This is a genomic window from Streptomyces sp. NPDC001220, assembly GCF_053597895.1.
Window position 1 is genome coordinate 99,335 of the sequence record NZ_JBSFJE010000015.1, and the last position, 23,861, is coordinate 123,195.

Annotated in this window: 20 protein-coding genes; 11 read left to right on the forward strand and 9 right to left on the reverse strand. The window is 71.0% G+C overall.

Translation table 11 applies throughout. The features are described from left to right. Window positions 1–139: 139 nt before the first annotated feature. Genes ACWDGI_RS32020 through ACWDGI_RS32030 form a run of 3 tightly spaced genes read right to left on the reverse strand, consistent with a single transcriptional unit; the run spans window position 140 to window position 3,728 of the window. On the reverse strand, window positions 140–1,012 hold the full coding sequence (locus ACWDGI_RS32020; RefSeq protein ID WP_450764998.1) for an ABC transporter permease: 873 nt from the start codon (window positions 1,010–1,012) through the stop codon (window positions 140–142). Next, window positions 1,009–1,968 carry an ABC transporter permease gene (locus ACWDGI_RS32025; RefSeq protein WP_450765000.1) on the reverse strand — a complete coding sequence of 320 codons (960 nt, stop codon included), beginning with the start codon at window positions 1,966–1,968 and terminating at the stop codon, window positions 1,009–1,011. Before ACWDGI_RS32025 ends, ACWDGI_RS32020 begins: the two co-directional genes overlap by 4 nt. 2 nt (window positions 1,969–1,970) lie before the next feature. Next, complete coding sequence (locus ACWDGI_RS32030; protein WP_450765002.1) at window positions 1,971–3,728, reverse strand: peptide ABC transporter substrate-binding protein; 1,758 nt, start codon at window positions 3,726–3,728, stop codon at window positions 1,971–1,973. Between the two features lie 184 nt (window positions 3,729–3,912). On the opposite strand from ACWDGI_RS32030, the gene ACWDGI_RS32035 reads away from it, so the two are divergent. Further along, window positions 3,913–5,106 carry an ROK family protein gene (locus ACWDGI_RS32035; protein ID WP_450765004.1) on the forward strand — a complete coding sequence of 398 codons (1,194 nt, stop codon included), beginning with the start codon at window positions 3,913–3,915 and terminating at the stop codon, window positions 5,104–5,106. Between the two features lie 65 nt (window positions 5,107–5,171). Continuing rightward, window positions 5,172–6,686 (forward strand): M81 family metallopeptidase, encoded by a 1,515-nt coding sequence (locus tag ACWDGI_RS32040; RefSeq protein ID WP_450765006.1) that lies wholly within the window; start codon window positions 5,172–5,174, stop codon window positions 6,684–6,686. A gap of 12 nt (window positions 6,687–6,698) precedes the next feature. Here the strand turns inward: ACWDGI_RS32040 and ACWDGI_RS32045 are convergent, their stop codons facing one another. After that, window positions 6,699–7,154 (reverse strand): tellurite resistance TerB family protein, encoded by a 456-nt coding sequence (locus tag ACWDGI_RS32045; protein ID WP_351729144.1) that lies wholly within the window; start codon window positions 7,152–7,154, stop codon window positions 6,699–6,701. 152 nt (window positions 7,155–7,306) lie between these two features. On the opposite strand from ACWDGI_RS32045, the gene ACWDGI_RS32050 reads away from it, so the two are divergent. The 3 genes from ACWDGI_RS32050 to tatA all read left to right on the forward strand — a co-directional run bounded on the left by ACWDGI_RS32050 (window position 7,307) and on the right by tatA (window position 10,570). Beyond that, window positions 7,307–7,669, forward strand: a complete 363-nt coding sequence (locus tag ACWDGI_RS32050) for an ArsR/SmtB family transcription factor (protein WP_450765009.1) — start codon at window positions 7,307–7,309, stop codon at window positions 7,667–7,669. Continuing rightward, window positions 7,659–10,163, forward strand: a complete 2,505-nt coding sequence (gene mgtA, locus ACWDGI_RS32055) for a magnesium-translocating P-type ATPase (RefSeq protein ID WP_450765011.1) — start codon at window positions 7,659–7,661, stop codon at window positions 10,161–10,163. The genes ACWDGI_RS32050 and mgtA overlap by 11 nt, the downstream gene beginning before the upstream one ends. Before the next feature lie 140 nt (window positions 10,164–10,303). Beyond that, window positions 10,304–10,570 (forward strand): Sec-independent protein translocase subunit TatA, encoded by a 267-nt coding sequence (tatA, locus tag ACWDGI_RS32060; protein ID WP_450765013.1) that lies wholly within the window; start codon window positions 10,304–10,306, stop codon window positions 10,568–10,570. A gap of 47 nt (window positions 10,571–10,617) precedes the next feature. Here the strand turns inward: tatA and ACWDGI_RS32065 are convergent, their stop codons facing one another. The 3 genes from ACWDGI_RS32065 to ACWDGI_RS32075 form a co-directional block, all read right to left on the reverse strand. Next, window positions 10,618–11,577 (reverse strand): sporulation protein, encoded by a 960-nt coding sequence (locus ACWDGI_RS32065; RefSeq protein WP_450765015.1) that lies wholly within the window; start codon window positions 11,575–11,577, stop codon window positions 10,618–10,620. A gap of 178 nt (window positions 11,578–11,755) precedes the next feature. Then, complete coding sequence (locus tag ACWDGI_RS32070) at window positions 11,756–12,196, reverse strand: DUF6114 domain-containing protein (RefSeq protein ID WP_450765017.1); 441 nt, start codon at window positions 12,194–12,196, stop codon at window positions 11,756–11,758. After that, window positions 12,196–12,897, reverse strand: coding sequence for a DUF6230 family protein (locus ACWDGI_RS32075; RefSeq protein ID WP_450765019.1), 702 nt, complete (start codon window positions 12,895–12,897; stop codon window positions 12,196–12,198). The genes ACWDGI_RS32070 and ACWDGI_RS32075 overlap by 1 nt, the downstream gene beginning before the upstream one ends. A 613-nt stretch (window positions 12,898–13,510) precedes the next feature. Between ACWDGI_RS32075 and ACWDGI_RS32080 the strand changes: the two genes are divergently transcribed. Then, window positions 13,511–14,161, forward strand: coding sequence for a Tat pathway signal sequence domain protein (locus tag ACWDGI_RS32080; RefSeq protein WP_360475863.1), 651 nt, complete (start codon window positions 13,511–13,513; stop codon window positions 14,159–14,161). Window positions 14,162–14,178: 17 nt separating this feature from the next. On the opposite strand, the gene ACWDGI_RS32085 is transcribed toward ACWDGI_RS32080, so the two are convergent. Further along, window positions 14,179–15,108 carry a lytic polysaccharide monooxygenase auxiliary activity family 9 protein gene (locus tag ACWDGI_RS32085; RefSeq protein WP_450765021.1) on the reverse strand — a complete coding sequence of 310 codons (930 nt, stop codon included), beginning with the start codon at window positions 15,106–15,108 and terminating at the stop codon, window positions 14,179–14,181. A gap of 431 nt (window positions 15,109–15,539) precedes the next feature. On the opposite strand from ACWDGI_RS32085, the gene ACWDGI_RS32090 reads away from it, so the two are divergent. The 3 genes from ACWDGI_RS32090 to cyc2 all read left to right on the forward strand — a co-directional run bounded on the left by ACWDGI_RS32090 (window position 15,540) and on the right by cyc2 (window position 20,207). Beyond that, window positions 15,540–16,187 (forward strand): ScbR family autoregulator-binding transcription factor, encoded by a 648-nt coding sequence (locus ACWDGI_RS32090; protein WP_450765023.1) that lies wholly within the window; start codon window positions 15,540–15,542, stop codon window positions 16,185–16,187. 53 nt (window positions 16,188–16,240) lie between these two features. Continuing rightward, a complete protein-coding gene (locus ACWDGI_RS32095; RefSeq protein WP_450765025.1) occupies window positions 16,241–17,392 on the forward strand; it encodes a damage-control phosphatase ARMT1 family protein in 1,152 nt (383 codons plus the stop codon). Window positions 17,393–18,008: 616 nt separating this feature from the next. Then, entirely contained in the window at window positions 18,009–20,207 is a 2,199-nt protein-coding gene (cyc2, locus tag ACWDGI_RS32100; protein WP_450765027.1) for a germacradienol/geosmin synthase Cyc2, read from the forward strand. A gap of 240 nt (window positions 20,208–20,447) precedes the next feature. Here the strand turns inward: cyc2 and ACWDGI_RS32105 are convergent, their stop codons facing one another. Next, window positions 20,448–20,789: a hypothetical protein gene (locus ACWDGI_RS32105; protein ID WP_450765029.1), complete on the reverse strand. Its 342-nt coding sequence runs from the start codon at window positions 20,787–20,789 to the stop codon at window positions 20,448–20,450. A gap of 350 nt (window positions 20,790–21,139) precedes the next feature. Between ACWDGI_RS32105 and murJ the strand changes: the two genes are divergently transcribed. Next, window positions 21,140–22,972: a murein biosynthesis integral membrane protein MurJ gene (gene murJ, locus ACWDGI_RS32110; RefSeq protein ID WP_450765031.1), complete on the forward strand. Its 1,833-nt coding sequence runs from the start codon at window positions 21,140–21,142 to the stop codon at window positions 22,970–22,972. Between the two features lie 210 nt (window positions 22,973–23,182). Then, a complete protein-coding gene (locus ACWDGI_RS32115; protein ID WP_450765033.1) occupies window positions 23,183–23,737 on the forward strand; it encodes a PDZ domain-containing protein in 555 nt (184 codons plus the stop codon). The last annotated feature ends 124 nt before the right edge of the window (window positions 23,738–23,861 follow it).

Below are 23,861 nucleotides of genomic sequence, written 5' to 3' on the forward strand. Positions count from 1 at the left end.
ACGGAGCGGTCCTCGGGAACGGAGCGGTCGTCGGGAAGGGTGCGGTCGTCGGGGCCGGTCCGGTCGTCGGGGCCGGTCCGGTCGTCGGGAACGGTGCGGTCGTCGGGGGTCCGGGAAGCACCGGAGTCGTCGAGGTCGTTCACCCGCGTCCCCTCACGTCGAAGGCGTCCCGCAGCCCGTCGCCGATCGCGTTGAACGCGCACACGACGAGGATGATCGCGAGGCCCGGCGGAACGATGAGCCACCAGCGTCCGGAGTAGGCCGCCGTCAGACCGGCAGACAGCATGCCGCCCCAGTCGGTCCGCGGCGGCTGCACCCCCAGGCCCAGATACGAGACGTACGCGACCAGCAGGATCGCGTCCGCCACCTGGAAGGTCGCCGCGACCACGATCGTCGACACCGAGTTCGGCAGGACGTGCCGCAGGATCGCCCGGCCGTGGGTGCCGCCGATGGCCCGCAGCGTCAGTACGTAGTCACGGTTCTTCAGCGTCAGCGTCTCCGCCCGCACCAGCCGGGACGGCACCAGCCAGGACACCAGCCCCAGGACGAGGACCAGCCCGGGCGGACCGGGGTCGCTGATCGCGGACACCACCAGCAGGATGAACAGGGCCGGGATGGCGATGCCCGCGTCGACCACGCGCATCATCACCGCGTCCACCCAGCCACCCGCGTAGCCGGCCACCGCGCCCCAGAGCGTGCCGATCACGGTCGCGAGGACGCCGGCCGCCAGGCCCACCAGCAGCGAGACCCGGCCCCCGTACATGAGCCGGCCCAGCTCGTCGTGGCCGACGGCGTCCGTACCCAGCCAATGCGCCCCGCCCGGGCGGAGGTCGACCTGGGAGAGATCGGTGTGGGTCTGGTCCGTGGCGTGCAGCAGCGGGCCGGCGAAGCAGAACAGCAGGAACAGGACGACCACCGCGACCCCCGCCACCGCCGTCCGGTTGCGGGCGAACCGCCGTACGGACAGCGGCCGTCGGCTCGCCACGGGCACGGCCTCGGTCAGGGCGCTCATGCCCGGCCTCCCTTCACCCTGGGGTCGATGATCCGCTGGACGACGTCCGCCAGCAGGGTGCCCACGACGGTCGCGACGGAGATGACCAGGACACAGCCGAGCAGCACCGGATAGTCGGAGGACTGTGCCGCGCTCCAGAACAGCAGCCCCATCCCCGGGTAGTTGAAGAGCTGCTCGACGACCAGCGCACCGCCGAACAGCACCGGGACGTAGTAGCCGAGCATGGCGGTCACGGGGGTCAGGGAGTTGCGGAACACGTGCCGCCGCAGGATCCTGCCGGGTGTCGAGCCGCCCGCCCGCGCGGTACGGACGTAGTCCTCGGAGAGGTTGTCCAGGGTCGCCGCCCGCATGTAGCGGCTGAACACCGCGACCATCGACGCGGCGCCCGTCACCACCGGCAGTACCAGGCCCGCCGGTTCCGTGAACACCTGCGCCAGCGTGTCCCCCTGGGGAGCCTGGGAGGGGAACCAGGGCAGCCACTGGGTGAAGACCAGCACCAGGACGAGCCCCAGGAAGTACACGGGTGTCGCGTACGCGACGAAGCTCAGCGTGGTCAGGGCGTAGTCCACGGGCCGGTCCCGCCGCACCGCCTGCCACAGACCGACCGGCACCGCGACCAGCAGGCCGAGCAGCGCCGACAGCACGGTCAGCACGAGGGTCTTGGGCAGCCGCTGCTCGATCAGCCGGGAGACCGCCTCGTTGAGGGTGTACGAGGTGCCGAGGTCGCCGTGCAGCAGGGTGCGCAGGTAGTAGACGTACTGGACGGGCAGCGGCCGGTCCAGGCCCTGTTCGTGGTTGAACGAGGTGATCTGCTGGGCGGTGGCCTGCGGCCCGAGGATCCCGCGCGCGGGTCCCCCGGGGAGTGCGTGCAGCAGGCAGAACACCACGACCGTGACGATGAGGATCACCACCAGGGCCTGGAGCAGGCGCCGGACGAGGAACAACACGGTGTCCATGCTCAGCTGGTCCACTTCCACTGCGCGGGGTGGAAGTTGGCGAGCGGATCCTGGGAGAAGCCGCCGAGGCCGTTGCGCATCACGGAGATCTGGTAGTCGGGCTCGGGCAGCCAGATCACCGGCAGGTCCTTGGCGAGGGCCGCGCTGTACTCCTGGATGACCGCGTTCGAACTCGCCGTCGTGGACGCCGCGATGAGCTTGTCGACGGCCGTGTCGGAGTAGTTGCCGAAGTTGGAGCCGCCCTTGGACTGGAAGAGCGAGTCACCGGTCGGGAAGGCCGGGAAGTACCAGCTGCCCGCCGTGCCGAAGAACGACAGCTGCCACGTGCAGATCGACTGGCTCGCCGTGCACGGCGGGGTCTGTGACAGCACCGAGTTGACCGGTGCGGTCCTGATGCCGAACTTGATGCCGGTCTCGGCGAGCGAGGACTGGATCGCGCTCATCATGTTGTCGGTCACCGTCGATCCGGACTGCGACAGCACCCGCATCTCGAACTTGGTGCCCTTGGCGACCCCGGCCCCGCACCGGCCCGCCCCAGACCCGGGGGCGGTGCACGTCATCACCCCGCCCTGCTCCGTCCAACCATGCCCGTTCAGCAGGGCCTTGGCGGCGGCCGTGGAGAACGGATACGGGTTGGCCCGCTGCGCCGCCGAGACGAAGTCCGAGGACTGGGCCTGCGGGATCGGGCCGTAGCCGGGTACCGCGGTGCCGTTGAAGACGACCTTCGCGAGGGCCGTCTGGTCGATGGACCGCTGGATCGCCTGTCGCGCGTACAACTGCCTGAACACCGCGCCCATCGCCGGGTTGTCGAAGTTGTACGGCATGTAGGTGATCGCCCAGCCGGACCACGGCTTCACCGAGTAGCCGCGCGCGGTGAAGCTCTCCTTCTGGTCGAGGTCGGTCGCCTCGATGTAGCCGTAGTCGACGCTGCCCGAGCGCAGGGCGTTCTTCTCCGCGTCGGCGGTGGTGAAGGGCAGCAGGTGGACCGTGGCGATGGCCGGCTTCTCACCGCCGTCGTACTTCTTGTTGGCGGTCAGGACCACCTTGCCGGCCGTCGAGAACGACTGCACCGCGTACGGGCCGCTGATCGTCTTCCACAGGGCGTTCGTCTGGTAGCCGGCGATGTTCTTGGCCGCGTCGTTCAGGTAGGTCCACTCGTCCTTGGCGCTGCCGCCCTTGTCCCAGGCGTGCTTGGGCAGCGGGTTGATCGAGCTCAGCTCGTTCGCCAGCATCCACTGCGGGTTGTAGGCCCTGTCGAAGGTGATCGTGAAGCGGTGGCTGTCGAGGGCCTTGAAAGACGTCCAGTTGTCCGGGGCCTTGCCGGGGTTGTAGCCCGCCCACTGCGCCTTGTTCGCCTTGATCAGGTCGTACCAGAACGCCACGTCGGCGGAGGTGATCGGCTTGCCGTCGCTCCAGTGGCGGTCGCCCAGGGTGATCGTCACGCTCTTGTGGTCCGCGGCGAACGTGGCGGCCGTGGCCACGGAACCCTTCTTGTTCCAGCCCATCGAGCCGGTCGAACCGTCATAGGCGATCAGCGGTTCCCAAAGGGTGTTCGCGATCGAGATGTTGTTGGTGTTGAGGTGCGCCGCGGTGCCGATCGGCAGGATCCAGTTCGGTGTGAAGTTGGCGGGCAGCGCGTAGTCCAACGAGTCGTGGGACGCGGACGACGACGAGCCGCTCGACCCGGAACACCCCGCGAGCAGCAGTGTGCTCGCGGTGAGAAGGGCGCCGGCAAGGAGCCCGGGGCGGACAGAGGACATGGCTCACCTCGAAAAAAGAGGATCGGCGGAAGGGGGTGAGGCACAGTCAACGATCCGACTGGTCGAAGAAACAGGTGTGTTCCTGTAAAAAGCCTGTTTCTGCTGTTCTGGAGAAAGCCCGCAGCCGCGCTGTGGGGCTTACGCTCGACGCCACCCGCTCCCGATGCCGGAAGAAACCTCGTCCATGACCGAAGAAAGTCGGCGGCGCCGCAAGCCCACCGCCGGTCACCCCGTGCTGGCCGAGCGCGTCCTGGACCTGCTGGCTTCCGGACAGGCCGCCTCGCGCACCGAACTGGCGGCCCTCCTCGGCGCGGCGCCCTCGACGGTCTCGTCGGCGGTCGGTCAGCTGATGGCCCACGGCCTGGTCGCCGAGGAGGGCACGGTGTCCTCGGCCGGCGGCCGGCCCCGCAAGACGCTGCGGCTCGGCGGCAGCGACGGTTTCGCCGTGGCCGCCGAACTCGGCGGCCGGCACGCCCACGTGGGGGTGATGCAGGCGGGCGGTGTGCTCACCGACGTCAGCACCGTGCCGTTCGCCACCGCCGACGGACCCGAGGCCGCGCTGCCCGGCCTCGCCGCGACCCTGGAGGCACTCGCCGAGCAGCACGGGCGAAAGCTGCTGCGCGCGGTCGGGCTCTCGCTGCCCGGACCCGTCGACGTCGTCTCCGGAGTCGTCACCCTGCCCTCCCGGATGCCCGGTTGGAACCGGTTTCCGGTGCGCGCCTGGCTGGAGGACCGCTTCGGGGTGCCGACGGCCATCGAGAACGACGCCAACTGCATGGCCGTCGGCGAGCACGGGGCCCAGCCGCCCGAACGCCGGCAGTCCATCATGGTCAAGACCGGCACGGCGATCGGCGCCGGCGTCATCGCCGACGGCCGCCTCTACCGGGGCGGCACCGGCGCGGCCGGGGAGATCACGCACGTCCGGGTGGAAGCCGCCCACGACATCCCGTGCTCCTGCGGCAACACCGGCTGCCTGGAGACCGTCGCCTCCGGTGCGGCGCTGGTGCGCATCCTGCGGGAGCGCGGCCTGGAGGTGACCTCCACCGAGGACGTCGTACGACTCGCCTCCGACGCCGACCCGGAGGCCACCCGGGCGGTCCGGCAGGCCGGGCGCTACCTGGGCATGGTGCTGGCCGCCAACGTCAACTTCTTCAACCCCGACGCCGTGTATCTCGGCGGCATCCTCTCCACGCTGGAACCGTTCGTCGCCGCCGTGCGCAGCCAGCTCTACGAGGGCTGCCACCCGCTGGTGACCCAGCATCTGGTGATCGAGCGGGCCAGCCTGGGCGCCGACGCGGGACTGGCCGGCGCGGGCCGGTTCGCCCTGCAACTCGCCCTGACCCAGGCCCTGCACACAGCCACCGGCCACCACCTCTGAACCCCGCGCCCCACCGTCCCGGGGATCGCTTGAGGAGTCGTGTCCCGTTCCGTTCCGGAGGAGCCATGTCCCCGTTCCGTCCCGTCATCGCGATCGCCGGTCTCGGCATCGAGTCGTCCACCTTCTCCCCGGCCCGTACCGAGGCCCCCGCCTTCCACCCCCGGCGCGGTGCCGACGTCCTCGCCGGTTGTCCCTTCCTCGCCGAGGGCACCGAGCTGCGGGCCGCCGCCGACTGGCGCGGGGTCCTGGTCGGCAAGGCCCTGCCCGGTGGCACGGTGACGGCGGCCGCCTACCGCGCCCTCTCCGACGAGCTCGTCGAGCGGCTCGCGGAACTGGGCCCCGTGGACGGCCTCTGGTACGACATCCACGGTGCGATGACCGTCGAGGGACTCGACGACGCCGAGGCCGTACTGCTCGCCCGCATCCGCGAGGTGACCGGGCCGGACACCCTGGTGTCGACCTCCATGGACCTGCACGGCAACGTCTCGCGCGCCCTCGTCCACCTCAGCGACCTGATCACCTGCTACCGCACGGCCCCGCACGAGGACACCCTGGAGACCAAGGAACGGGCCGCCCGCAACCTCCTCGCCGGGCTGGCCGACGGCGCGCCCCGGCCGGTCAAGGCCTGGATCCCGGTCCCGGTCCTGCTGGCCGGGGAACAGACCTCGACCCGGATCGAACCCGCCAGGAGCGTGTACGCGGCGGTCGAGGAGGTGGCGGCGGGGCCCGGCGTCCTCGACGCGGCGATCTGGGTCGGCTACGCGTGGGCGGACGAACCGCGCAACCGGGCCGCCGTGGTGGTCACCGGCCAGGACCCGGCGGCGGTGACGGCGGGCGCCGAACGACTGGCGCTCGGCTTCTGGAAGGCCCGCCACGACTTCGCGTTCGTCGCGCCGACCGGCACCCTCGACGACTGCCTCGACGACGCCCTGGCCGCCACCGGCCGCCCGTACTTCATCAGCGACACCGGCGACAACCCGACGGCGGGCGGCGCCGGCGACGTGACCTGGGGACTCCGGCAGGTGCTGGCCCGGCCGGAGTTCCAGGACGCGTCCGGTCCGCAGGTGGTCTACGCCTCGCTGCCCGGCCCCGCCGCCGTCGACGCCGCCGTCCGGGCAGGGGTCGGCGCGACCGTCACCGTCACCGCCGGTGCCGAGGTCGACGACCGCCACAGCGGACCGCTCACGCTGACCGGCGTGGTGCACGCGATCCGGCACGGCGACCGGGACGCCGGGACCGAGGTGGTCCTCCGGGTCGGCGGTGTCCGGGTGATCCTGACCCGGCTGCGCAAGCCCTACCACCACGAGCACGACTTCACCGGCCTGGACCTGGATCCGCGGACGGCCGACATCGTGATCGTCAAGATCGGCTACCTGGAGCCCGAGCTGTACGCCATGGCGGCGGACTGGAAGATGGCCCTCACCCCGGGCGGCGTCGACCAGGACCTCGTCCGCCTGGGCCACCGGCGGATCCACCGCCCCCTGTTCCCCTTCGACCCGGGGATGCCGGACCCGGATCTGCGGGCCCGGATCATCCCGGCGTCGAACGAACCGGGCACCGTGTCCGGTGCCGAGGAGTGAGGACCGCGCCGGTCAGAGGTCGAACTCGTGCGGCGGCAGGTCGAGGGTGAAGCAGGCCTCGCGGACCACGGCCTGCTCGGTCTTGTCGAAGTCGCCGTCCGCGCCGCCGATCACGATGCCGATCTGGATGACGGCACGCGCCTCGGCCGGCTTCTTCTTCGCCTTGGCGACCTCCTGCAGCACGCTCACCTTGCCGAAGGCGAAGTCGGCGGTCAGCTTGTTCAGGTTCTCCTCGAAACGCCGGCGCAGGTCGTCCGCCGGGAAGTTCTGCAGCACCTCGTTGGTGGCGATGAGCTGGGCGACCCGCTGCCGCTCCGCCGGGTCGATGGTGCCGTCGGCAGCCGCCACGAGCGCGCACATCGCCATGCTCGCGTCGCGGAACGCACCGCTCTTCAGGTCGTTCTTCTTCGCCACGAGCTGGGTCTGCATCTGCGTCGCGGAGTCCTTGATGCGGTCCCACAGAGCCATGCGCACTCACTCCTCGGTCGGTATGTGCTTGCCAAGAGTCTTGCTTGCCAAAGAATTTACTTCTACAACAACGTAGAAACTGACGCGGAGGCCGAGAAGTTCCCGCGTCCTAGACTGGTGCCTTCGACTTGGCGGGCAGGAGGACGACGACGGTGGCGACAGGGCCCGGAACAGGTGTCGAGGACCCCTCCGCGGACGTGCTCGCGGACGCCGCCGCGGCCTTCGGGCTGCTCGCCTCGCCCGCCCGGCTGCACATCGTCTGGGCGCTGGCGCAGGGCGAGAGCGACGTCACGGGACTCGCCGAGCGGGTGGGCGGCGCACTGCCGGCCGTCAGCCAGCACCTCACCAAACTGAAGCTCGCCGGCCTGGTCCGCTCCCGCCGGGAGGGCCGCCGCCAGGTGTACCTGGTGGACGACCCGGACGTGGTCGACGTCGTACGCCTGCTCGTCGCCCGCCTCACCGCCCGCACCACCGGCGCCGAACTCCCGGCCCCCCGCCGTCTCCGTGGTCTCTGAGGGCGAGGCCGCCACCGCGCTGCAGGTGCTGCGCCGGCTGGACACCGGACCGCGCGGGCTGACCGAGGCCGACGCCGCGGCCCGGCTCGCCGACGCCGGCGAGAACACCCCGCCCCTTCCCCGCACGGTCTCCTGGCCGCTGCGCTGTGTCCGCGCCCTGCGCGACCCCTTCACCGCCGTCCTGCTCACCCTCGGCCTGGTCTCCGCTCTCGTCGCCTCCTGGGGCACGGCCGTGGTGATCCTCGCCCTGGTCGCGGTCAGCTGCGGGCTGCGCGCCGCCGGCGAACACCGCGCCGACCGCTCCCTGGCCGCGCTGCGCGAACTCGTCGCCGGCACCGCCACCGTGCTGCGCCGCACCGGGGCGGAGGCGGCACCGCGGACCCGGGAGGTCCCGGTCGCCGATCTGGTAACGGGCGATGTCGTACGGCTCGGCCCCGGCGACCTGGTCCCGGCCGACGTACGACTGCTGCGCGCCCGTGGCCTGACCGTGCACCAGGCCGTGCTCACCGGCGAGTCGGCGCCCGTCGCCAAGGCCGCCGTCGAGATCCCCGACGCGGACCACCCGGCCGGCGCGGGCCCCTTCCAGGAGCCGTACCTCTGTTTCCAGGGCAGCGGGGTCGCCTCGGGCAGTGCCACGGCGGTGGTCGTGGCGACGGGGGAGCGGACCCGGTTCGCGGTGGCGCAGAGCACGGCGGGCGGGCGGCGGGAGCCCAGCGCCTTCGACCGGTCCGTGCACGGCATCTCCTGGGTGCTGATCCGGTTCATGCTGCTCACCCCGCCGCTGGTCCTCATGGCCAACGCCGCCCTGCGCGGCCGGGGCCTGGAGACGCTGCCCTTCGCGGTCGCGGTCGCCGTCGGGCTCACCCCCGAGATGCTCCCGGTGATCGTCACCACCTGCCTGGCCCGGGCCGCAGCCCTGCTCGCCCGCACCCACCAGGTCGTCGTACGACGGCTGCCCGCGCTGCACGACCTCGGCGCGGTCGACGTGCTCTGCCTCGACAAGACCGGCACCCTCACCCGGGACCGCCCCGTCGTCGAACGCGCCCTCGGCCCCGACGGGCACGACGACCCGGACGCGCTGCGCTGGGCGGCCGTCGGCGCCTGGTGGACCCTCCAGCTCGCCGAACTGCCTTCCGCCGACGCCCTGGACGAGGCCCTGCTCACGGCGGCCGGACCGGTGGGGGAGGAGTACGACGGCGTCGGCGCCGTCCCCTTCGACCCCGGCCGGCGCACCGCCACCGCCGTCGTCGCGGGCGGCCCTGGCACCCATGTCCTGGTCGCCAGGGGCGCCGCCGAGGACGTACTGGCCCGCTGCGACCTCGACCCCGCCGAACACGAACGCCTGCTGGCCCTCGCCGCCCGCGAGGCCGGCGCCGGGCTGCGCGTCCTCGCCGTCGCCACCGCCGCAGGACCCGCCCGCACCCGCCCCTACACGGCCGCCGACGAACACGGCCTCACCTTCCGGGGCCTGGTCACTTTCCGGGATGCCCTCGCCCCCGGCGCCGCCGAGGCCCTGCGCCGCCTCACCGGCCTCGGTATCAGCGTCCGCGTCCTCACCGGCGACCACCCCGCCACGGCCGCCCGTGCCTGCCGGGACCTCGGCCTGGCCGCGGGGCGGGTGGCCGTGGCCGGTGAACTCCTCGACCTCGACGCCGGCGTCGTCGCCCGCTGCACTCCCGAGGACAAGGCCCGTGTCGTCAGCGGGCTGCGCGCCGCCGGGCACACCGTCGGCTTCCTCGGCGACGGCGTCAACGACATCCCCGCCCTGCGCGCGGCCGACGTCGGGATCGCGCCCCGCACCGCCGTGGACCTCGCCCGCGAGACCGCGGACGTGGTGCTCGCCGAGAAGGACCTCGGCGCGATCGGGCACGCCGTCACCGCCGGCCGGCACAGCAGCGCCAACATCGCCTCCTATCTGCGGGTCACCCTCTCCTCCAACCTCGGCAACGTCATCGCGATGCTCTGTGCCGGCCTGCTGCTCCCCTTCCTGCCGATGCTCCCGGCTCAGGTGCTCGCCCAGAACCTCTGCTTCGACGCCGCCCAGCTCGCCTTCGCGTACGACCGCCCCGGCCCGGCGGCCCTGCGCCGCCCGACCGTGCTGCGGCCGCGTGCCTTCCTGCGGTTCATCACCGGCTTCGGCGTGCTCAACGCGATCGCCGACCTCGCCACCTTCGGCGTCCTGGCGCTCGCCCTGCGCGGTCCCGACGCCCTCGACGACCAGGCCGTCTTCCACTCCGCCTGGTTCACCGAGAACCTGCTCACCCAGGCTCTGGTGATGTACCTGCTGCGCGGCGGCACCCGGCCGGGACCCATCGGCCGGGCCGCCGCCGCGCTCGCCGCCGTCGGCCTGCTGCTCCCGCCCAGTCCCCTGGGCGCGGCCCTGGGCATGACCGGGCTGCCACCCGCCTACCCGCTGCTGCTCGCCGCCGTCCTCGGGCTGTACGCGCCGGCGCTGAGGGCGGTACGGGCACGCCACGACCGGCGCCGGCCGTAGCGATCGCGCGGCCGGGCCGGGGGACCGTCTTCGAGTCAGGGTTGTACAGTTGCGCAATGTGGCAATCGTCGCTGCTCGGCCGGGGCGCGGGAAGCACCCTTCGTCGGCACGGAACAACGTGAGAAAGGGAGGGGGCGGTCATGCTCCGTAACGGACTCGAACCCTGGCACCTGCTGGTCGTCGCGATCGTCTTCATCGTGCTCTTCGGATCCCGGAAGCTGCCCGACACCGCCCGGGCCCTGGGCAAGTCGATGCGCATCCTCAAGAGCGAGGCGAAGGCGATGAAGACGGACGACACGGCGGCGCCGGTGGAGCCGACGTCGGTGCAGATGGCGGCGGAGCCGGCCGCGGCCCCCGCGCAGCCGGAGCCCGGGAAGACCGCCGGGCCGACCGTCACCGCGAGCTGACGAACGCCCCGGCCCTTCTCCTCCGCGGGACAGGCCCTGGTCCTTCCCTAGTCCTCGTCCCCCTCGAAGAAGTCCCCGATCTCGTCCACCACCTCGGCCGCCACCATTCCGCCGACCACGCCCAGCGCGAGACCCGCCGCACCGGCGGCGACCGCCGTGCCGAGGCCCGGTCCGGAGCGGTGGTGGCCGTCGTGCTGCCCGCCGTGGCCGTACGCGGCATGGGTGCCGTAGGCCTCGCGGTGCGCGATCAGCTGGCGGATCCAGCCGTCGACCTCGCCGTTCCAGTCCAGTACGGATGCGTCCTCGTGGCGCACCGTGAAACGGGTCAGCGCGTCGTGCCCGGAGGAGAACGGCCCGCCGCGCTTGTCCGCCTCGAGGACGACCTCCAGACCGGCGGGGGAGGCGAGGAAGGTCAGCTCGATCTCGCTGACCGCGTGCGCGTACGGCGGCGCCGGGGTCAGCTCGACCTCCTGGTAGAACGGCAGCCGCTGGCCCGTACCACCGATCCGGCCGTACTCCAGATCCGCCGAGCGGAAGCCGAACCCCAGCTGTCCGAGGGCCTCCAGCACCGCCTCCTGGACGGGCAGCGGCCGCACGGTCAGCGGATCCAGGTCGCCCTTGTCCCGGGCGCCGGCCACCCCGACCTCGGTGCGCACCCCGAGCACGATCCCGAGCGGCTGCCCGTACAGCTCCGTGACCGGTGTCTCCCACGGCAGCGGCACATGGAACGGCACCTCCCGCTCCTCTTCCGCACCGAGCCGGAAGCCGCCGCCCACGGTGAACCGCTCGAAGACGACCGCGCCCTCGGTCTCCCCCTCCTCGTGCTCCGCCTCGACCCGCGCGAGCAACTCGAGCCCGATGTGCTCGACCTCCACCGCCGTCGAGCCACCCTTGAGCCACACCCGCCCCGACAACGCTCCGCCGGGCACCACCGCGGCACCGTCCAGCACCGTGTCCACCGAGGGCCCACCGACCCCGATCGCGCCCAGCAGCCGTTTGAACACCATGAAGCCGCCGCTCCTTCGCCGCACCGATCACTCGCACCCCGGACGGCCACACGCCGCCCGGCTGCCCGATGAACTCGCAGCGACAGCAAAGAAGTTCCCAAGTCACCTGTTCGGGCGAACTCCCCGCGCACAGAAAAGAGGCGGACCGAAACGCACCGGCCCGCCTCCGTTCACCGCTTCAGACCGCTTCGGCCCCGTCCCCGAACCCCTGCGCGGCAGCCTGTGCGGCCTTACGCCGCTTGCGCCGGCTGACGCGGGGTTCCTGGTCCGGCAGCCAGCCGAAGGTGATGCAGCTGCCCACGGCCCCGAGCAGCAGGCCGACCATGAAACCGCCGAGGTTCGAGGTGAGCCAGGTCCCCAGGGAGAGCAGGATGCCGAGGATGGAGTAGAAGAGGCGCTGGGCCGGGTTGAAGACGATGAGCAGGCCGCAGACGACCATCAGGGTCGGCAGCAGGTAACCCGCCAGGCCCTGCATGCCGATGTGCAGGATGACCGGAAGGGGTGCCTTCATGGTCACCAGGATCTCGGCACCGGCCAGCACGAGCAGTACGCCGCCCGCGAACGGCCGCTGTCCCCGCCACCGCCGGAATCGCTCTGTCCGGGTCCCCGGGTCGGTCATCAGTCGCAACCGTCGCCGCTGAAGGACATGTGCAGGTTGGGCAGCTTGAAGACGGCCGCGGTGGCCGCGTAGTTGTGCTGGTGGAGGTGCTCGATGACGACGCCGTCGGCCTGCTGGCCGTAGACGCCCTTCGGGCCCTGCACACCGGCCTTGTCGAAGGTGCTGGCGTCGCGGCCGATCTCGATGTTGTTGAACGTGGCGTCGCCCTTGATGTCGTCGGAGTCGATCGCCAGGTTCGACACGGACACCGGCTTGGAGCCGCCGCCGGCCTTGAGGAGGAGCTGGATGCCGCCGAGGTCGACGCTCTGGCACATGTTGGTGAGCGTGCCGTTCTTCACCACCGACGTGACGACCAGCTCCTGGCCGCCGGTGTCACCGGCGTTGGGGCTGTCCGGAATCATGTTGTCGAGGCCGCCGAACTGCTCGAAGCCGGTGCCGTCGAGCCGGTCGGCGGTGACCACGAACGGCATGCCGGAGATGGCGAACTGCACACCCAGCACACCCTGTGCGGTGAAGACCGCGAGACCGGCGGCGGCCAGGGTGGCCGGCACCGCCATCACCGCGGCCCGGCGCGCGCGGACCCGTCCCCGTCTCTGTTCCCCTCCGGTGGCCCCGGTGGTGTCTGGTGTGTCGGAAAGAGAACCGCTTCCCGGGTTCTCAGGCGTGTTGTCGGCGGACGGAACGTCCGGGGACGAGGCCATGTCTGCTCCCATGCATTAAGACGCGGGTTGGGCTTCAGTGGCACGTTGTCCTGGCGCGGACAGCGGCTGCCGCGCACGCCTCCTCACAACTCCCGGCGGACGCAAGGGATTTCTCGTTACGCAGCAGTAGCCATGCCGCAAGTTACCGGCGGTTACTTTAATGGGTCAAGGCAGTTGTGAAAAAAGGGTGTTGAATATGCGTCAATTGTGTTCCGACCTCGCACTTCCTTGATCGGTTTCTCAACTCCCTTGATCGGCCTTGACGTTGATGGTTGATCAGGTCTACAACTCTCCCTGGTTTCCTTCGGATCCGTGGCGCCGGATCCGCCGAGCGGCATCGGCCGTATCCCGGCCTCCTCGATCACCGCTCCGCTCTCGGCGTCGGCACGGTCGCTTCCCCCCAGGGGCCGTGCCCGAACGCCCTCAACCGGCCCGGCCGGAGGCCTAACCCCCCCAGGCTTTCGGCCGGTGTCCGGCTCCACTGCCGTTGTCGGTCCGTCACGTACGGAGAAGGCGTCACGGGCCGGCAACGGCCGGCGGCGCATACGCGCCCGCCCCGAACCCCCACCTCTCCTCACCTCACGCAAGTCCCCCAAGGAAAGAGGCAACCCGCATGCGTACGCGATCCCTCCTCGCCCTCGCCGGTACCGTCGCAGCCCTCTCGGTCGCCGCCACCGTTCCCGCCTCCGCCGACGGCGCGGTGCTCACCACCGGCAGCGCCGGCGGCACCGCCGTCGCCGTCGGTGACGTGCTCAGTGCGCCGCTGGCCACCGGCACCAGTGCCACCCTCTACTCCAGCGCCACCGGCACCAGTGGCGTGAAGTGCACGTCCTCGGTCTTCACCGCCACGGTCACGGACAACCCGGCCGCCCCCGGCACCGCCACCGAGTCGGTCAGCGGGCACACCTTCGACTCCAGCAGCTGCACCAGCAACGTCCTCGGTGTCACCGGCGTCACCAGCATCACCGTCGACAACCTGCCGTACACCACCACGGTGGCCTCGGACGGCACCCTCACGGTCACCCCGGCGAGTGGCTCCACGATCCAGACCACCGTCAAGCTGAAGACCCTGCTGGGCAGCATCACCTGCGTCTACCAGGCGCCGAGCCTGACCGGTACGTCGAGCAACACCGACAACAGCATCAACTTCACCAACCAGGCGTTCACGAAGACCTCCGGCTCCTCGCTCTGTTTCGCGGCCGGCTACTTCACCGCCAAGTACGCCCCGGTCACCGACAACGGCGCCACCGTCTTCGTCAACTGACCGTCTGGCAAAGGCGGTCAGCGTCGACGCAGACGCAACGCCAGGGCGGCGCCCCCGGTGAGCACCAGCACCGCGGCGGCGCCGCCCGCCAGCAGTGGCGCCGACGGGCCCGAGCCCGAGCTCGTGTCGGAGGCCACGGGAGTGCTGTCGGCGGCGGTTCCGGTCCTTGGGGAGACCGGGGCCGCCGCCGTCCGCCGTGTCGGGACGGCAACACTCCTCGAGGCACTGGGAGTCGGGCTCTTGGAGGTGCTCGGGGCCGGCGTGGCGGTCGCCCGCGGCCGCGGGCGCGCGCTCGCCGTCGCCCCGCCGTCCTTCTTCGCCGTGAACACCACGTCGGAACACGAGTAGTAGGTGTCCGTCGTGCTGCTGTTCTGCCAGATCGTGTACAGCATCTGACGGCCCGTCCGGTCGGCCGGCAGTGTCGCCGTGAAGTGGTACGCCCCGTTCGTCAGCGCCGGGTCCTTGAACTCGGCGAAGGGCTGCGCGGGCAGCTCGGACCACGTGAGCGGCTTCGCGGGGTCGTACCCCTGCTTCGTCAGGTACAGCTTGAACGTGCCGGCGTGCGCGATCGTCGAGGCGTACGTCATGGTCATCCGGGCGCCCGGGGTCAACCGGGTCGCGGGCCAGTCCGCGCGCGCCAGGTCGAGCCCCTTGTACGCCGGCAGGTTGCCGCTGCACAACCTGCCGTCCGGAATCACCTGCCGGTCACGGCCGTTGACCCCCGCCACCCGCAGGTTGTCCCACGCCACGAAGTTCTGCCCGCTCGCCGCGATCGCCGCCCTGCAGGCCGCCGTCGACGCGCTGCCACCGCTGGGGGAGCAGGCGTAGACCCGGCTGACGGGGTCGGTGGGCGCGCCGTGCGCCTGGGCGGAACCCGCCGCCCACGACAGGAGCAGCAGCGGAGCCGCGACGGCGGCTCCCGTCAGACGGGCGGTCGTCCGGGTCATCGGGACGTCTCCTCGGCAGGCGCGGGTACGAAGTCTGCTGAGATGAGTACGGGATCAGGGCACGTACCGTTCAGCGCGGTTGATCACGGGCAGGCCGGTGTGCGGGCCGCCGACCGGGTCGTCCGTTTTGCGGACTGCGCGGGCGTCATTGAGAACCAACCGCGCGGCTCGTATCGTTGTGATCACCGTTGGGCGCCCGGCCGCCCGCGTCGCCTCCGGAGTCCGGCACGAACACGAGGGAGTGGCGTGTTCTGATCTCGTGCGTTGTGCAGTGTGGCCGCCGATCGCGGGGCCACGCCCGCCAGTTGCGCATGTCCGTCACCAGGTCCGCACAGTCGCCTCCCGTTGCCGCACGGTGAGCTATCGTGTGCACGGGGTTAGAAACAAACCGCATGCCCCGTCGGTTTGGAGCCGTGAGGAGTGTTGAGTCGATGGCGAGGCAGTTACGCGCGGAGCAGACCCGCGCCACGATCATCACGGCCGCCGCCGACCTCTTCGACCGGCGTGGCTACGAATCCACCAGTCTGAGTGAGATCGTCGAACACGCCAAGGTCACCAAGGGGGCGCTGTACTTCCACTTCGCCGCCAAGGAGGACCTGGCGCACGCCATCATGGAGCTCCAGTCCCGCACCTCCAGCCAGTTGGTGAAGGAGTTGGACAGCCGCGGCTACTCCTCACTGGAGGCCCTGATGCGCACCACGTTCGCGATCGCCCGGCTCTCCGTCGACGGCCCGATCCCGCGCGCCGGACTGCGGCTCGCCACCGCGGACGTCACCGTGCGGCCGCCGATGAGGCATCCGTTCACGGAGGGCCTGGAGTTCGCCACGCGCAAACTCCAGGGCGCGGTCAAGGAGTCCGACGTCCACCCGGACATCGACATCGGCGCGGTCGCCCACTCCCTGGTCTGCTTCTTCGTCGGCACCCGGGTGGCCGGCCGCAACCTGGAGCCGGTGGGACGACTGCCGCGCAGGGTCGCGGAGATGTGGTACCTGATGATCCGCGGCCTGGTCCCGGTGCACCGGCGCGCCCGTTACATGACCCTCGCCACCCAGCTGGAGCGCGAGATCAGAACGGCGTGACAGGCGCCGTCGGTTCGGCGGAGCCGGGTGTCCCGCGCGATAGCGTGGCGCCCATGCCCGACTCCGCCGCCGCGCCCGTGATCCTCGGCACCACCGGTCCGTTCCCGCACAGCGTGCTGGCCGAACGGCACCCCGCGATCATCCGTCAGGTGAGGGACGCCTTCCCGTACGGCCCCGCACAGCACCGCGCCCTCGACGCACTGCTGCGCAACTGCACCGAAGGTGTCATCGAACCCCTGCCGGACGGCGACCGGTGGCGCGGCTGGGGCCTGGACGGCCACCTCGGGCACTCCTGGTTCGACGTGCCGTGGCTGTGGTCCGAGAGCTACTTCTACCGTCGCCTCCTGGACGCCGTCGGCTACTTCGGCCCCGGCCCCTGGCAGGGCATCGACCCGTTCCGTCCTTTCAAGCTCGCCGAACTGGACGCCAAGGAGACCGACGAGGAGCTGGCGGCGCTGGACGCCCTCGGCGACGACCCGGACCGTGCCCTGCTGTACGGCTCCCTCTGGGGCAACCGTGCCGACCTGGGCTTTCGCCTCTCCGCCGAGTCGGGCGAGGCCGTCTCCGCCCTGGTCGCCGACGACAGCGCCGACCTGTGGCGGCTGCTCCGGGGCGGCACCCTGTGTCTCGTCGCCGACAACGCGGGCCGTGAACTCGTCCCCGACCTGCTGCTGATCGCCCGCCTCCTGGACACCGGCCGGATCGCGGACGCGGTCCTGCACATCAAGCCCCACCCCTACTACGTCTCCGACGCCACCACGGCCGACGTGCTGGACGCCCTGCGCAGGCTCTCCGCCGCACCCGGAGCGGCGGCCGGGTACGGCCGCACCCTCTGGTCGGCGATGTCGGACGGCCGGCTCACCGTGCGCGCCCACCCCTTCTCCTGCGCCCCGCTGCCGTACGCCGAGATGCCCGCCGACCTGCGCGCCGAGTTCGCCTCCGCCGACCTCACGATCTTCAAGGGCGACCTCAACTACCGCCGCCTGGTGGGTGATCGGCTCTGGCCGCCGACCACCCCGTTCGCCGGGGTCACCGCCTGGTTCCCGGGGCCGGTGGCCGCGCTGCGCACCCTCAAGTCCGATGTGATCACCGGCCTGGCCGCGGACACCGAGGCGGCCCTGGACGCGGCCGAGGGGCAACGCTGGCGCACGGCCGGCACCCATGCCCTCATCCAGGTCAACCCTGGGACATCGGCAGCGACGTGAACCGCCGACGAAGTTGCAGACCGGCCGTTCGGCAGGGCCGCCCCGCTCCAGCACGGGCGCCTCGGCATGGAGGGTGCGCAGCCGCAGCCGTGCGCAATGAGAGCCCAGGCAGATGTGCGGCCCGTCCCCGAAGGACAGGCGCGGGTTCGGCGTACGGCCCACGGATCGAAGAAGTCGGGCATGGACGGGCCCTCGTCGCCGCCGGCAGAGGCGGTCGTACGACCACGGCGGCTCGCCCGTCGGAGCCCGCCAAGGGGGACCGGGCCAAGCCCGTCCGACCGGCCTAGCCCGTCTGCCAGTCCGTCAGCCGTCGTCATCAGCACCACCGACGTCACGGCGGCGACCGCTATCAGTGCCCGGCGACGGCGGCTCATCGGCTGCCCCGCCGGCGGCGCAGGCAGCGGCCGCGTGCCCGGCGGGACGGGGTAGGCCCGGGTGGGTTCGGCCACCGCCGCCGGTAAAGTACCCCGGCGGAGCGCCGGGGCCGGGGCCCGGGTGTACGGCGGACGCCACAAAGGCCGTCCGAAGTTCCCGGATTCCACACCGGTTCACGCGATGGTGTGATCATGTGTCCCCCGGTGGATGCCCGTTGGAGCCCGCGGGTAGGGCCCCGGCCATGACGCAGCCGTTCGAACTCCCGCACTTCTACATGCCGTATCCCGCGCGGCTCAATCCGCACCTGGAGGAGGCCCGCGCCCATTCCACCGAGTGGGCCCGCGGGATGGGCATGCTGGAGGGTTCCGGGATCTGGACCCAAGCCGACCTGGAGGCGCACGACTACGGCCTGCTGTGCAGCTACACCCACCCCGACTGCGACGGCCCCGCCCTGTCGCTGATCACCGACTGGTACGTGTGGGTGTTCTTCTTCGACGACCACTTCCTCGACATGTACAAGCGCACCCAGGACCGCGCCGCGGGCAAGGCCCATCTCGACCGGCTCCCGCTCTTCATGCCGCTCGACCCCGCGGCGCCCGTGCCGGAGCCGCAGAACCCGGTCGAGGCGGGCCTCGCCGACCTGTGGGCGCGCACGGTGCCGTCGATGTCGGTCGACTGGCGCCGCCGCTTCTCGGTCGCCACCGAGCACCTGCTGAACGAGTCGATGTGGGAGCTGGCCAACATCAACGAGGGGCGGATCGCCAACCCCGTCGAGTACATCGAGATGCGCCGCAAGGTCGGCGGCGCCCCCTGGTCGGCGGGGCTGGTCGAGTACGCGACGGCCGAGGTGCCAGCGGCCGCCGCCGGGACGCGGCCGCTGCGGGTGCTGATGGAGACCTTCGCCGACGCCGTCCACCTGCGCAACGACCTGTTCTCCTACCAGCGAGAGGTGGAGGACGAGGGCGAGAACAGCAACGGCGTGCTGGTCCTGGAGACCTTCTTCGACTGCACCACCCAGGAGGCCGCCGACACGGTCAACGACATCCTCACCTCCCGCCTCCACCAGTTCGAGCACACCGCCCTCACCGAAGTGCCCGCCCTCGCCGCCGAGAAGGGCCTCACCCCCGACCAGGCCGCCGCGATCGCCGCCTACACCAAGGGCTTGCAGGACTGGCAGTCCGGCGGCCACGAGTGGCACATGCGTTCCAGCCGCTACATGAACCAGGGCGCCACCCGGTCCTCCCCCTGGCAGCACCTCACCGGGCCCGGCACCTCCGCCGCCGACGTCGGCGCCCTGCTCGCCTCGGCCGCCGCAACGGGGGCACCGCCCACGTCCTTCGGGCAGGGGGAGCGACTGCGGGCCTACACCCATGTGCCCTTCCAGCAGGTCGGCCCCGCCCTCCTGCCCGACTTCCACATGCCCTACGAGGTCGAGCTCAGCCCGCACCTCGACGCCGCCCGCCCCCGGCTGACCGCCTGGATGCACAGCACCGGCATGCTCGCCGAGGGCGTCTGGGACGAGGACAAGCTCGCCGCCTCCGACCTGGTGCTCTGCTCCGCCGGCCTCGACCCGGACGCCACCCCCGAGGAACTCGACCTCAGCGCCGACTGGCTGGCCTGGGGCACCTACGCCGACGACTACTACCCGCTGGTCTTCGGCACCCGGCGGGACCTGGCCGGCGCCCGGCACGCGACAGCCCGCCTCTCCGCCTGCATGCCCCTCGCCGACGAGCCCGTCCCGGTGCCGGCCACCGGCATGGAGCGCGGCCTGATCGACCTGTGGGCCCGTACGACCGCCGGGACGAGCCCCGAAGACCGGCTCGCTCTCAGGCAGTCCGTCGACAGCATGACCGAGAGCTGGCTCTGGGAGTTGTCCAACCAGCTCCAGCACCGCATTCCCGACCCCGTCGACTTCCTGGAGATGCGCCGGGCCACCTTCGGCTCCGACCTCACGCTGAGCCTGGCCCGCCGCGGCCGGGGTCCCGCGATCCCCGCGGAGGTCTACCGCGGCGGCCCGGTCCGGTCCCTGGAGAACGCCGCCATCGACTACGGCATGCTCGTCAACGACGTCTTCTCGTACCAGAAGGAGATCCAGTACGAGGGCGAGTTCCACAACGCGATCCTGGTCGTCCAGAACTTCTTCGGCGTCGACTACCCGACCGCGCTCCGCGTCGTGGACGACCTGATGACCCAGCGGATGAAGCAGTTCGAGCACGTCGTCGGCAATGAACTCCCGGTCGTGTACGACGACTTCGAGCTGTCCGCCGAGGCCCGTGAGGCCATGGACGGCTATGTCCGCGACCTGCAGAACTGGATGGCGGGAATCCTGAACTGGCACGAACAGGTGGACCGTTACAAGGCGCACCACCTCGCCCGCCGGGCCCACGGCTTCCTGCCCGACCGCCCGCCGCTCGCCCCGGCGCCACCCGTCCTCGCCTGACGGGCCGGCGGCCGGCGGCGGTCCTGACCCCGGCCCCCGGTCGTCCGGATGGCCGTGACCGCCGGTGCGGCGCGGCCACACGTTCGCGGGACGGCCTCGGCGAGACCGTCCCGCACCCGCCCGCGCACCCGACAGATTCCCCGCTGTCGGGACAAGTCCGCCCGTGAAAGCGGAGGCCGGACTGAAACGGGTTCGTGGGTGACTTTCAAATCCGCCGCTGCGTCAGCAGAGAATGGACTCTCAGCATCCTTCGGTGATGCCCGTCACCCCGGCATCGAAGACCGCGCTGGACTTGCCGGTCGGGGTGAGCCAGCAGGAGCTGCCCGCGGCGACGTGTACCCTGACGTATATCCCACTGGAACAGTGGTTGTTGTAGTAGATCCTGGTGGATGTGATTCCGTCGCTGAACGAGTAGTTGGCGTAGTTACCTTGCGGCAGGGTGCATGCGAAGCTGTAGCTCGCTTTGGGGCTCACGATCTGCTCGTGGGTCCCGGAGCTGGTCGGCGTTGCCGCCCCGCTGACACCCGTTCCGAGTGCGAACAGGAAACCCGTCGCCGCGACTGTCGCCACTATTCGGCGCATTTGTTTTCCTCTCGTGGAGAAGCGGTTTACTCTGCCTGATTTCACGTGCGGCCGCTAACTATCTATGGGGCGCCCGGGGGTTGCCAGTGATTATTTCCGGTCAGGGTGGCCGGGAAGCGGCAAAAATTAATATTTCTTGACCCGTATCTCGCCCGAAGTTTTCGCAATAGAAGTGGATATTGGTAGCAGAAGGGGAGTGCGGCACCGAGGCCGGGATGATCCACGTCACATCGGCAGGCCCGGCCGAGTCGGAGCACGCTGACCACAACATCCTGCGGGCGTACCGGAGTTGCCGCGCCGGTAGGGTGGCTGCCCAGTGGGGGCCGGAGATACGGAGCGATGGATCACGCATGAATGTTGAAGGTGACGGCAGCCGCGGGGCCGCCCCGGAGCCCGGGCCGCGGGATCGCGTCCGGCGTGCCGTGCCGGACGGGGCTGCCCGCGACTTCGAGACACTCCGGATTCGCCGGGTGTCCGACTCTGCCTCGGCCATGAGTCCGGTCGTGACGGAGGCGGTGCCGGTCGCCGGCGAAAGCTCCGACGGTAAGCAGCCTCCCGGTCTTGTGAAGTCCAGCGCTTTGATGGCGGCCGGAACTCTGGTGTCACGCTTGACTGGTTTTCTGCGCACTCTGGTCATGGGAGCCGCGCTAGGCGTGGGAACGCTCAACGACACCTATCAGGTGGCCAATACGCTACCCACCATGATTTACGTGCTGGTTGGCGGAGGGGCCCTCAACGCGGTCTTCATTCCGCAGCTGGTGCGATCGATGAAAGAGGACTCCGACGGGGGTGCCGCATACGCCAACCGTCTCATCACCCTGGTCATCACATTCCTCGGATCGACCACCCTGATATGTGTCGTCGCGGCGCCGGAATTCATCCGTGTCATGTCGCCCTCGATGGCCACTCACCCCGACCAGCTGCGTGTCGCGGTCGCCTTCGCCCGTTTCTGCCTGCCCACCATGTTCTTCATGGGGATTCACGTGGTGATGGGGCAGATCCTCAATGCGCGCGGGCGGTTCGGTGCCATGATGTGGACGCCCGTCCTGAACAACATCCTGATCATCGCTGCTTTCGGGTCGTTCGTCTGGGTGTTCGGCACGGCTGACCACTCGGGCATGTCGGCATCGACGATCACGCCGCAGGGAGTACGCCTGCTCGGCCTCGGCACCCTTCTGGGGCTGGCGGTCCAGGCGCTGGCCATGGTCCCCTACCTGCGCGACTCGGGATTCCGGATCCGTCTGCGCTTCGACTGGCGTGGTCATGGCCTCGGGAAGGCTCTCGGCCTGGCGAAATGGACCTTCCTGTTCGTGCTCGTCAATCAAGCCGGCATGGTCGTCGTCACGCGACTTGCCACCGCCGCCGGCGCGACCGCGGAGAAGGGCGGACACCCCGGCACCGGCATCACCGCATACAACTACGCGCTCCTGCTGTGGCAGATGCCGCAGGCCATCATCACCGTCTCCGTGATGACAGCCATCCTTCCCCGCATCGCCCGCGCAGCCGCAGACGGTGATCACGGAGCAGTCCGGGACGACATCTCGCAGGGCCTGCGTACATCGGCGGTCGCCATCGTGCCCTGCGCCTTCGCGTTTCTCGCTCTGGGGGTGCCCCTGATCCAGCTGCTCTACGCCGGAGCCGGCGAGGAAGGCGCCCGCAACATCGGCTTCGTCCTGATGGCCTTCGCCCTGGGATTGATCCCGTACTCCGTGCAATACGTGGTACTGCGCGGCTTCTACGCCTACGAAGACACCCGGACGCCCTTCTTCAACACCCTCATCGTCGCGCTCGTGAACGCCGGCGGATCTCTCGCCGCCTATCTCCTGCTGCCCGCGCGGTGGGCCGTGACCGGCATGGCCACCGCATACGGCCTGGCCTACGTCATCGGCGTCGGCGTCGCCTGGAGACGACTGCGCAGCCGACTCGGCGGCGACCTCGACGGCCGTGAAGTCATCCGAACCTACGCGCGTCTCATCGGGGCCAGCCTTCCCGCATCCCTGGCAGCCGGATCGGTCGCTGCCTGGCTGATGACGGCGATTCACCCCCCGACCGTTGCCGCGCTCACCGCGCTCGTCGCAGGAGCGACCGTACTGATCGCCCTGTTCATCCCCCTCGCGCGCATGATGCGCGTCAATGAGGTCAACGCCATGGTGAACATGGTCCGCGCCCGCCTCGGCCGCTGACAACGCGGCCGGCCCGGAGCCGGACGGCGGGGCCGCCATACCCGTCCTCCCGCTCGCGAGGCGCGAGCGGCGGCCGCCGCCGTGGCGGGTGGTGGTCCGGTGACGCGGGTGAGGGCTGAGGCTTCCCGCGATCGACCCAGGGGCAGTCTCACTCGTTCGTGTCTCGTCACGCCCGCGTGCGCCGGGTAGAGCTGCGGCTGGAGGCGAACCATGGAACAGACCGCTTTGCGTCCCAAGCCCATCCCCGGTCAGGAGCGCCACGACGGCTCCGAACCCGGCCCGGCCCGGCACCCGCACGCCGCACGCCGCCGCGGCCGGCGGGTCAGGTCCCTGGTGTTCGGCCTGTCCGTCGGTACGGTCCTGGTGCTGACCGGGGTCGGACTCGGTACGGCCGGCGCCACGGTGATCGGCATGAGCAGACTGGCCGAACTGCAGCGCCACACCCCTCCGACGCCGGCCCGGCCCTCCCCGTCCGCCACCGCCGGCCCCGCGCGGACGGCCGCCGCGACCCTGGGCGTGGAGGCCGTGGACGCCGAGAAGGTGGGCGCGCTGGTGGTGGGCGTCCACGTGCCGGGTCCGGGCTACACGGCGGGGCTGGTCCGGGGCGACGTACTGCTCCAGCTCGGCGACCGGCGCATCGACAGCGCCGCCGACCTGGTACGAGCGGTGACCGAGGCGCGCCCCGGCAAGGAGGTCAAGCTCACGGTGCGCCACGAGAGCGGGGGCTACCAGCAGCTGACGGTGATGCCGGGCGTCGTCACCTGAGAACATCCGCACGGACGCGCCCCGAAGAGGCGCGGGGCTGTGTACGTGTGCGGCTCCGCCGGGTGGGCGCGACCGGCCACGACCCACCCGCCATGGCAGCACGACCGCAACCCACGACGGCGGC

What these genes read in the sequence shown, in the direction of transcription:
- ACWDGI_RS32020 (WP_450764998.1), bottom strand. Translation starts at nt 1,012, where the DNA reads ATGAGCGCCCTGACCGAGGCCGTGCCCGTGGCGAGCCGACGGCCGCTG.
- ACWDGI_RS32025 (WP_450765000.1), bottom strand. Translation starts at nt 1,968, where the DNA reads ATGGACACCGTGTTGTTCCTCGTCCGGCGCCTGCTCCAGGCCCTGGTG.
- ACWDGI_RS32030 (WP_450765002.1), bottom strand. Translation starts at nt 3,728, where the DNA reads ATGTCCTCTGTCCGCCCCGGGCTCCTTGCCGGCGCCCTTCTCACCGCG.
- ACWDGI_RS32035 (WP_450765004.1), top strand. Translation starts at nt 3,913, where the DNA reads ATGACCGAAGAAAGTCGGCGGCGCCGCAAGCCCACCGCCGGTCACCCC.
- ACWDGI_RS32040 (WP_450765006.1), top strand. Translation starts at nt 5,172, where the DNA reads ATGTCCCCGTTCCGTCCCGTCATCGCGATCGCCGGTCTCGGCATCGAG.
- ACWDGI_RS32045 (WP_351729144.1), bottom strand. Translation starts at nt 7,154, where the DNA reads ATGGCTCTGTGGGACCGCATCAAGGACTCCGCGACGCAGATGCAGACC.
- tatA (WP_450765013.1), top strand. Translation starts at nt 10,304, where the DNA reads ATGCTCCGTAACGGACTCGAACCCTGGCACCTGCTGGTCGTCGCGATC.
- ACWDGI_RS32065 (WP_450765015.1), bottom strand. Translation starts at nt 11,577, where the DNA reads ATGGTGTTCAAACGGCTGCTGGGCGCGATCGGGGTCGGTGGGCCCTCG.
- ACWDGI_RS32070 (WP_450765017.1), bottom strand. Translation starts at nt 12,196, where the DNA reads ATGACCGACCCGGGGACCCGGACAGAGCGATTCCGGCGGTGGCGGGGA.
- ACWDGI_RS32075 (WP_450765019.1), bottom strand. Translation starts at nt 12,897, where the DNA reads ATGGCCTCGTCCCCGGACGTTCCGTCCGCCGACAACACGCCTGAGAAC.
- ACWDGI_RS32080 (WP_360475863.1), top strand. Translation starts at nt 13,511, where the DNA reads ATGCGTACGCGATCCCTCCTCGCCCTCGCCGGTACCGTCGCAGCCCTC.
- ACWDGI_RS32085 (WP_450765021.1), bottom strand. Translation starts at nt 15,108, where the DNA reads ATGACCCGGACGACCGCCCGTCTGACGGGAGCCGCCGTCGCGGCTCCG.
- ACWDGI_RS32090 (WP_450765023.1), top strand. Translation starts at nt 15,540, where the DNA reads ATGGCGAGGCAGTTACGCGCGGAGCAGACCCGCGCCACGATCATCACG.
- ACWDGI_RS32095 (WP_450765025.1), top strand. Translation starts at nt 16,241, where the DNA reads ATGCCCGACTCCGCCGCCGCGCCCGTGATCCTCGGCACCACCGGTCCG.
- cyc2 (WP_450765027.1), top strand. Translation starts at nt 18,009, where the DNA reads ATGACGCAGCCGTTCGAACTCCCGCACTTCTACATGCCGTATCCCGCG.
- ACWDGI_RS32105 (WP_450765029.1), bottom strand. Translation starts at nt 20,789, where the DNA reads ATGCGCCGAATAGTGGCGACAGTCGCGGCGACGGGTTTCCTGTTCGCA.
- murJ (WP_450765031.1), top strand. Translation starts at nt 21,140, where the DNA reads ATGAATGTTGAAGGTGACGGCAGCCGCGGGGCCGCCCCGGAGCCCGGG.
- ACWDGI_RS32115 (WP_450765033.1), top strand. Translation starts at nt 23,183, where the DNA reads ATGGAACAGACCGCTTTGCGTCCCAAGCCCATCCCCGGTCAGGAGCGC.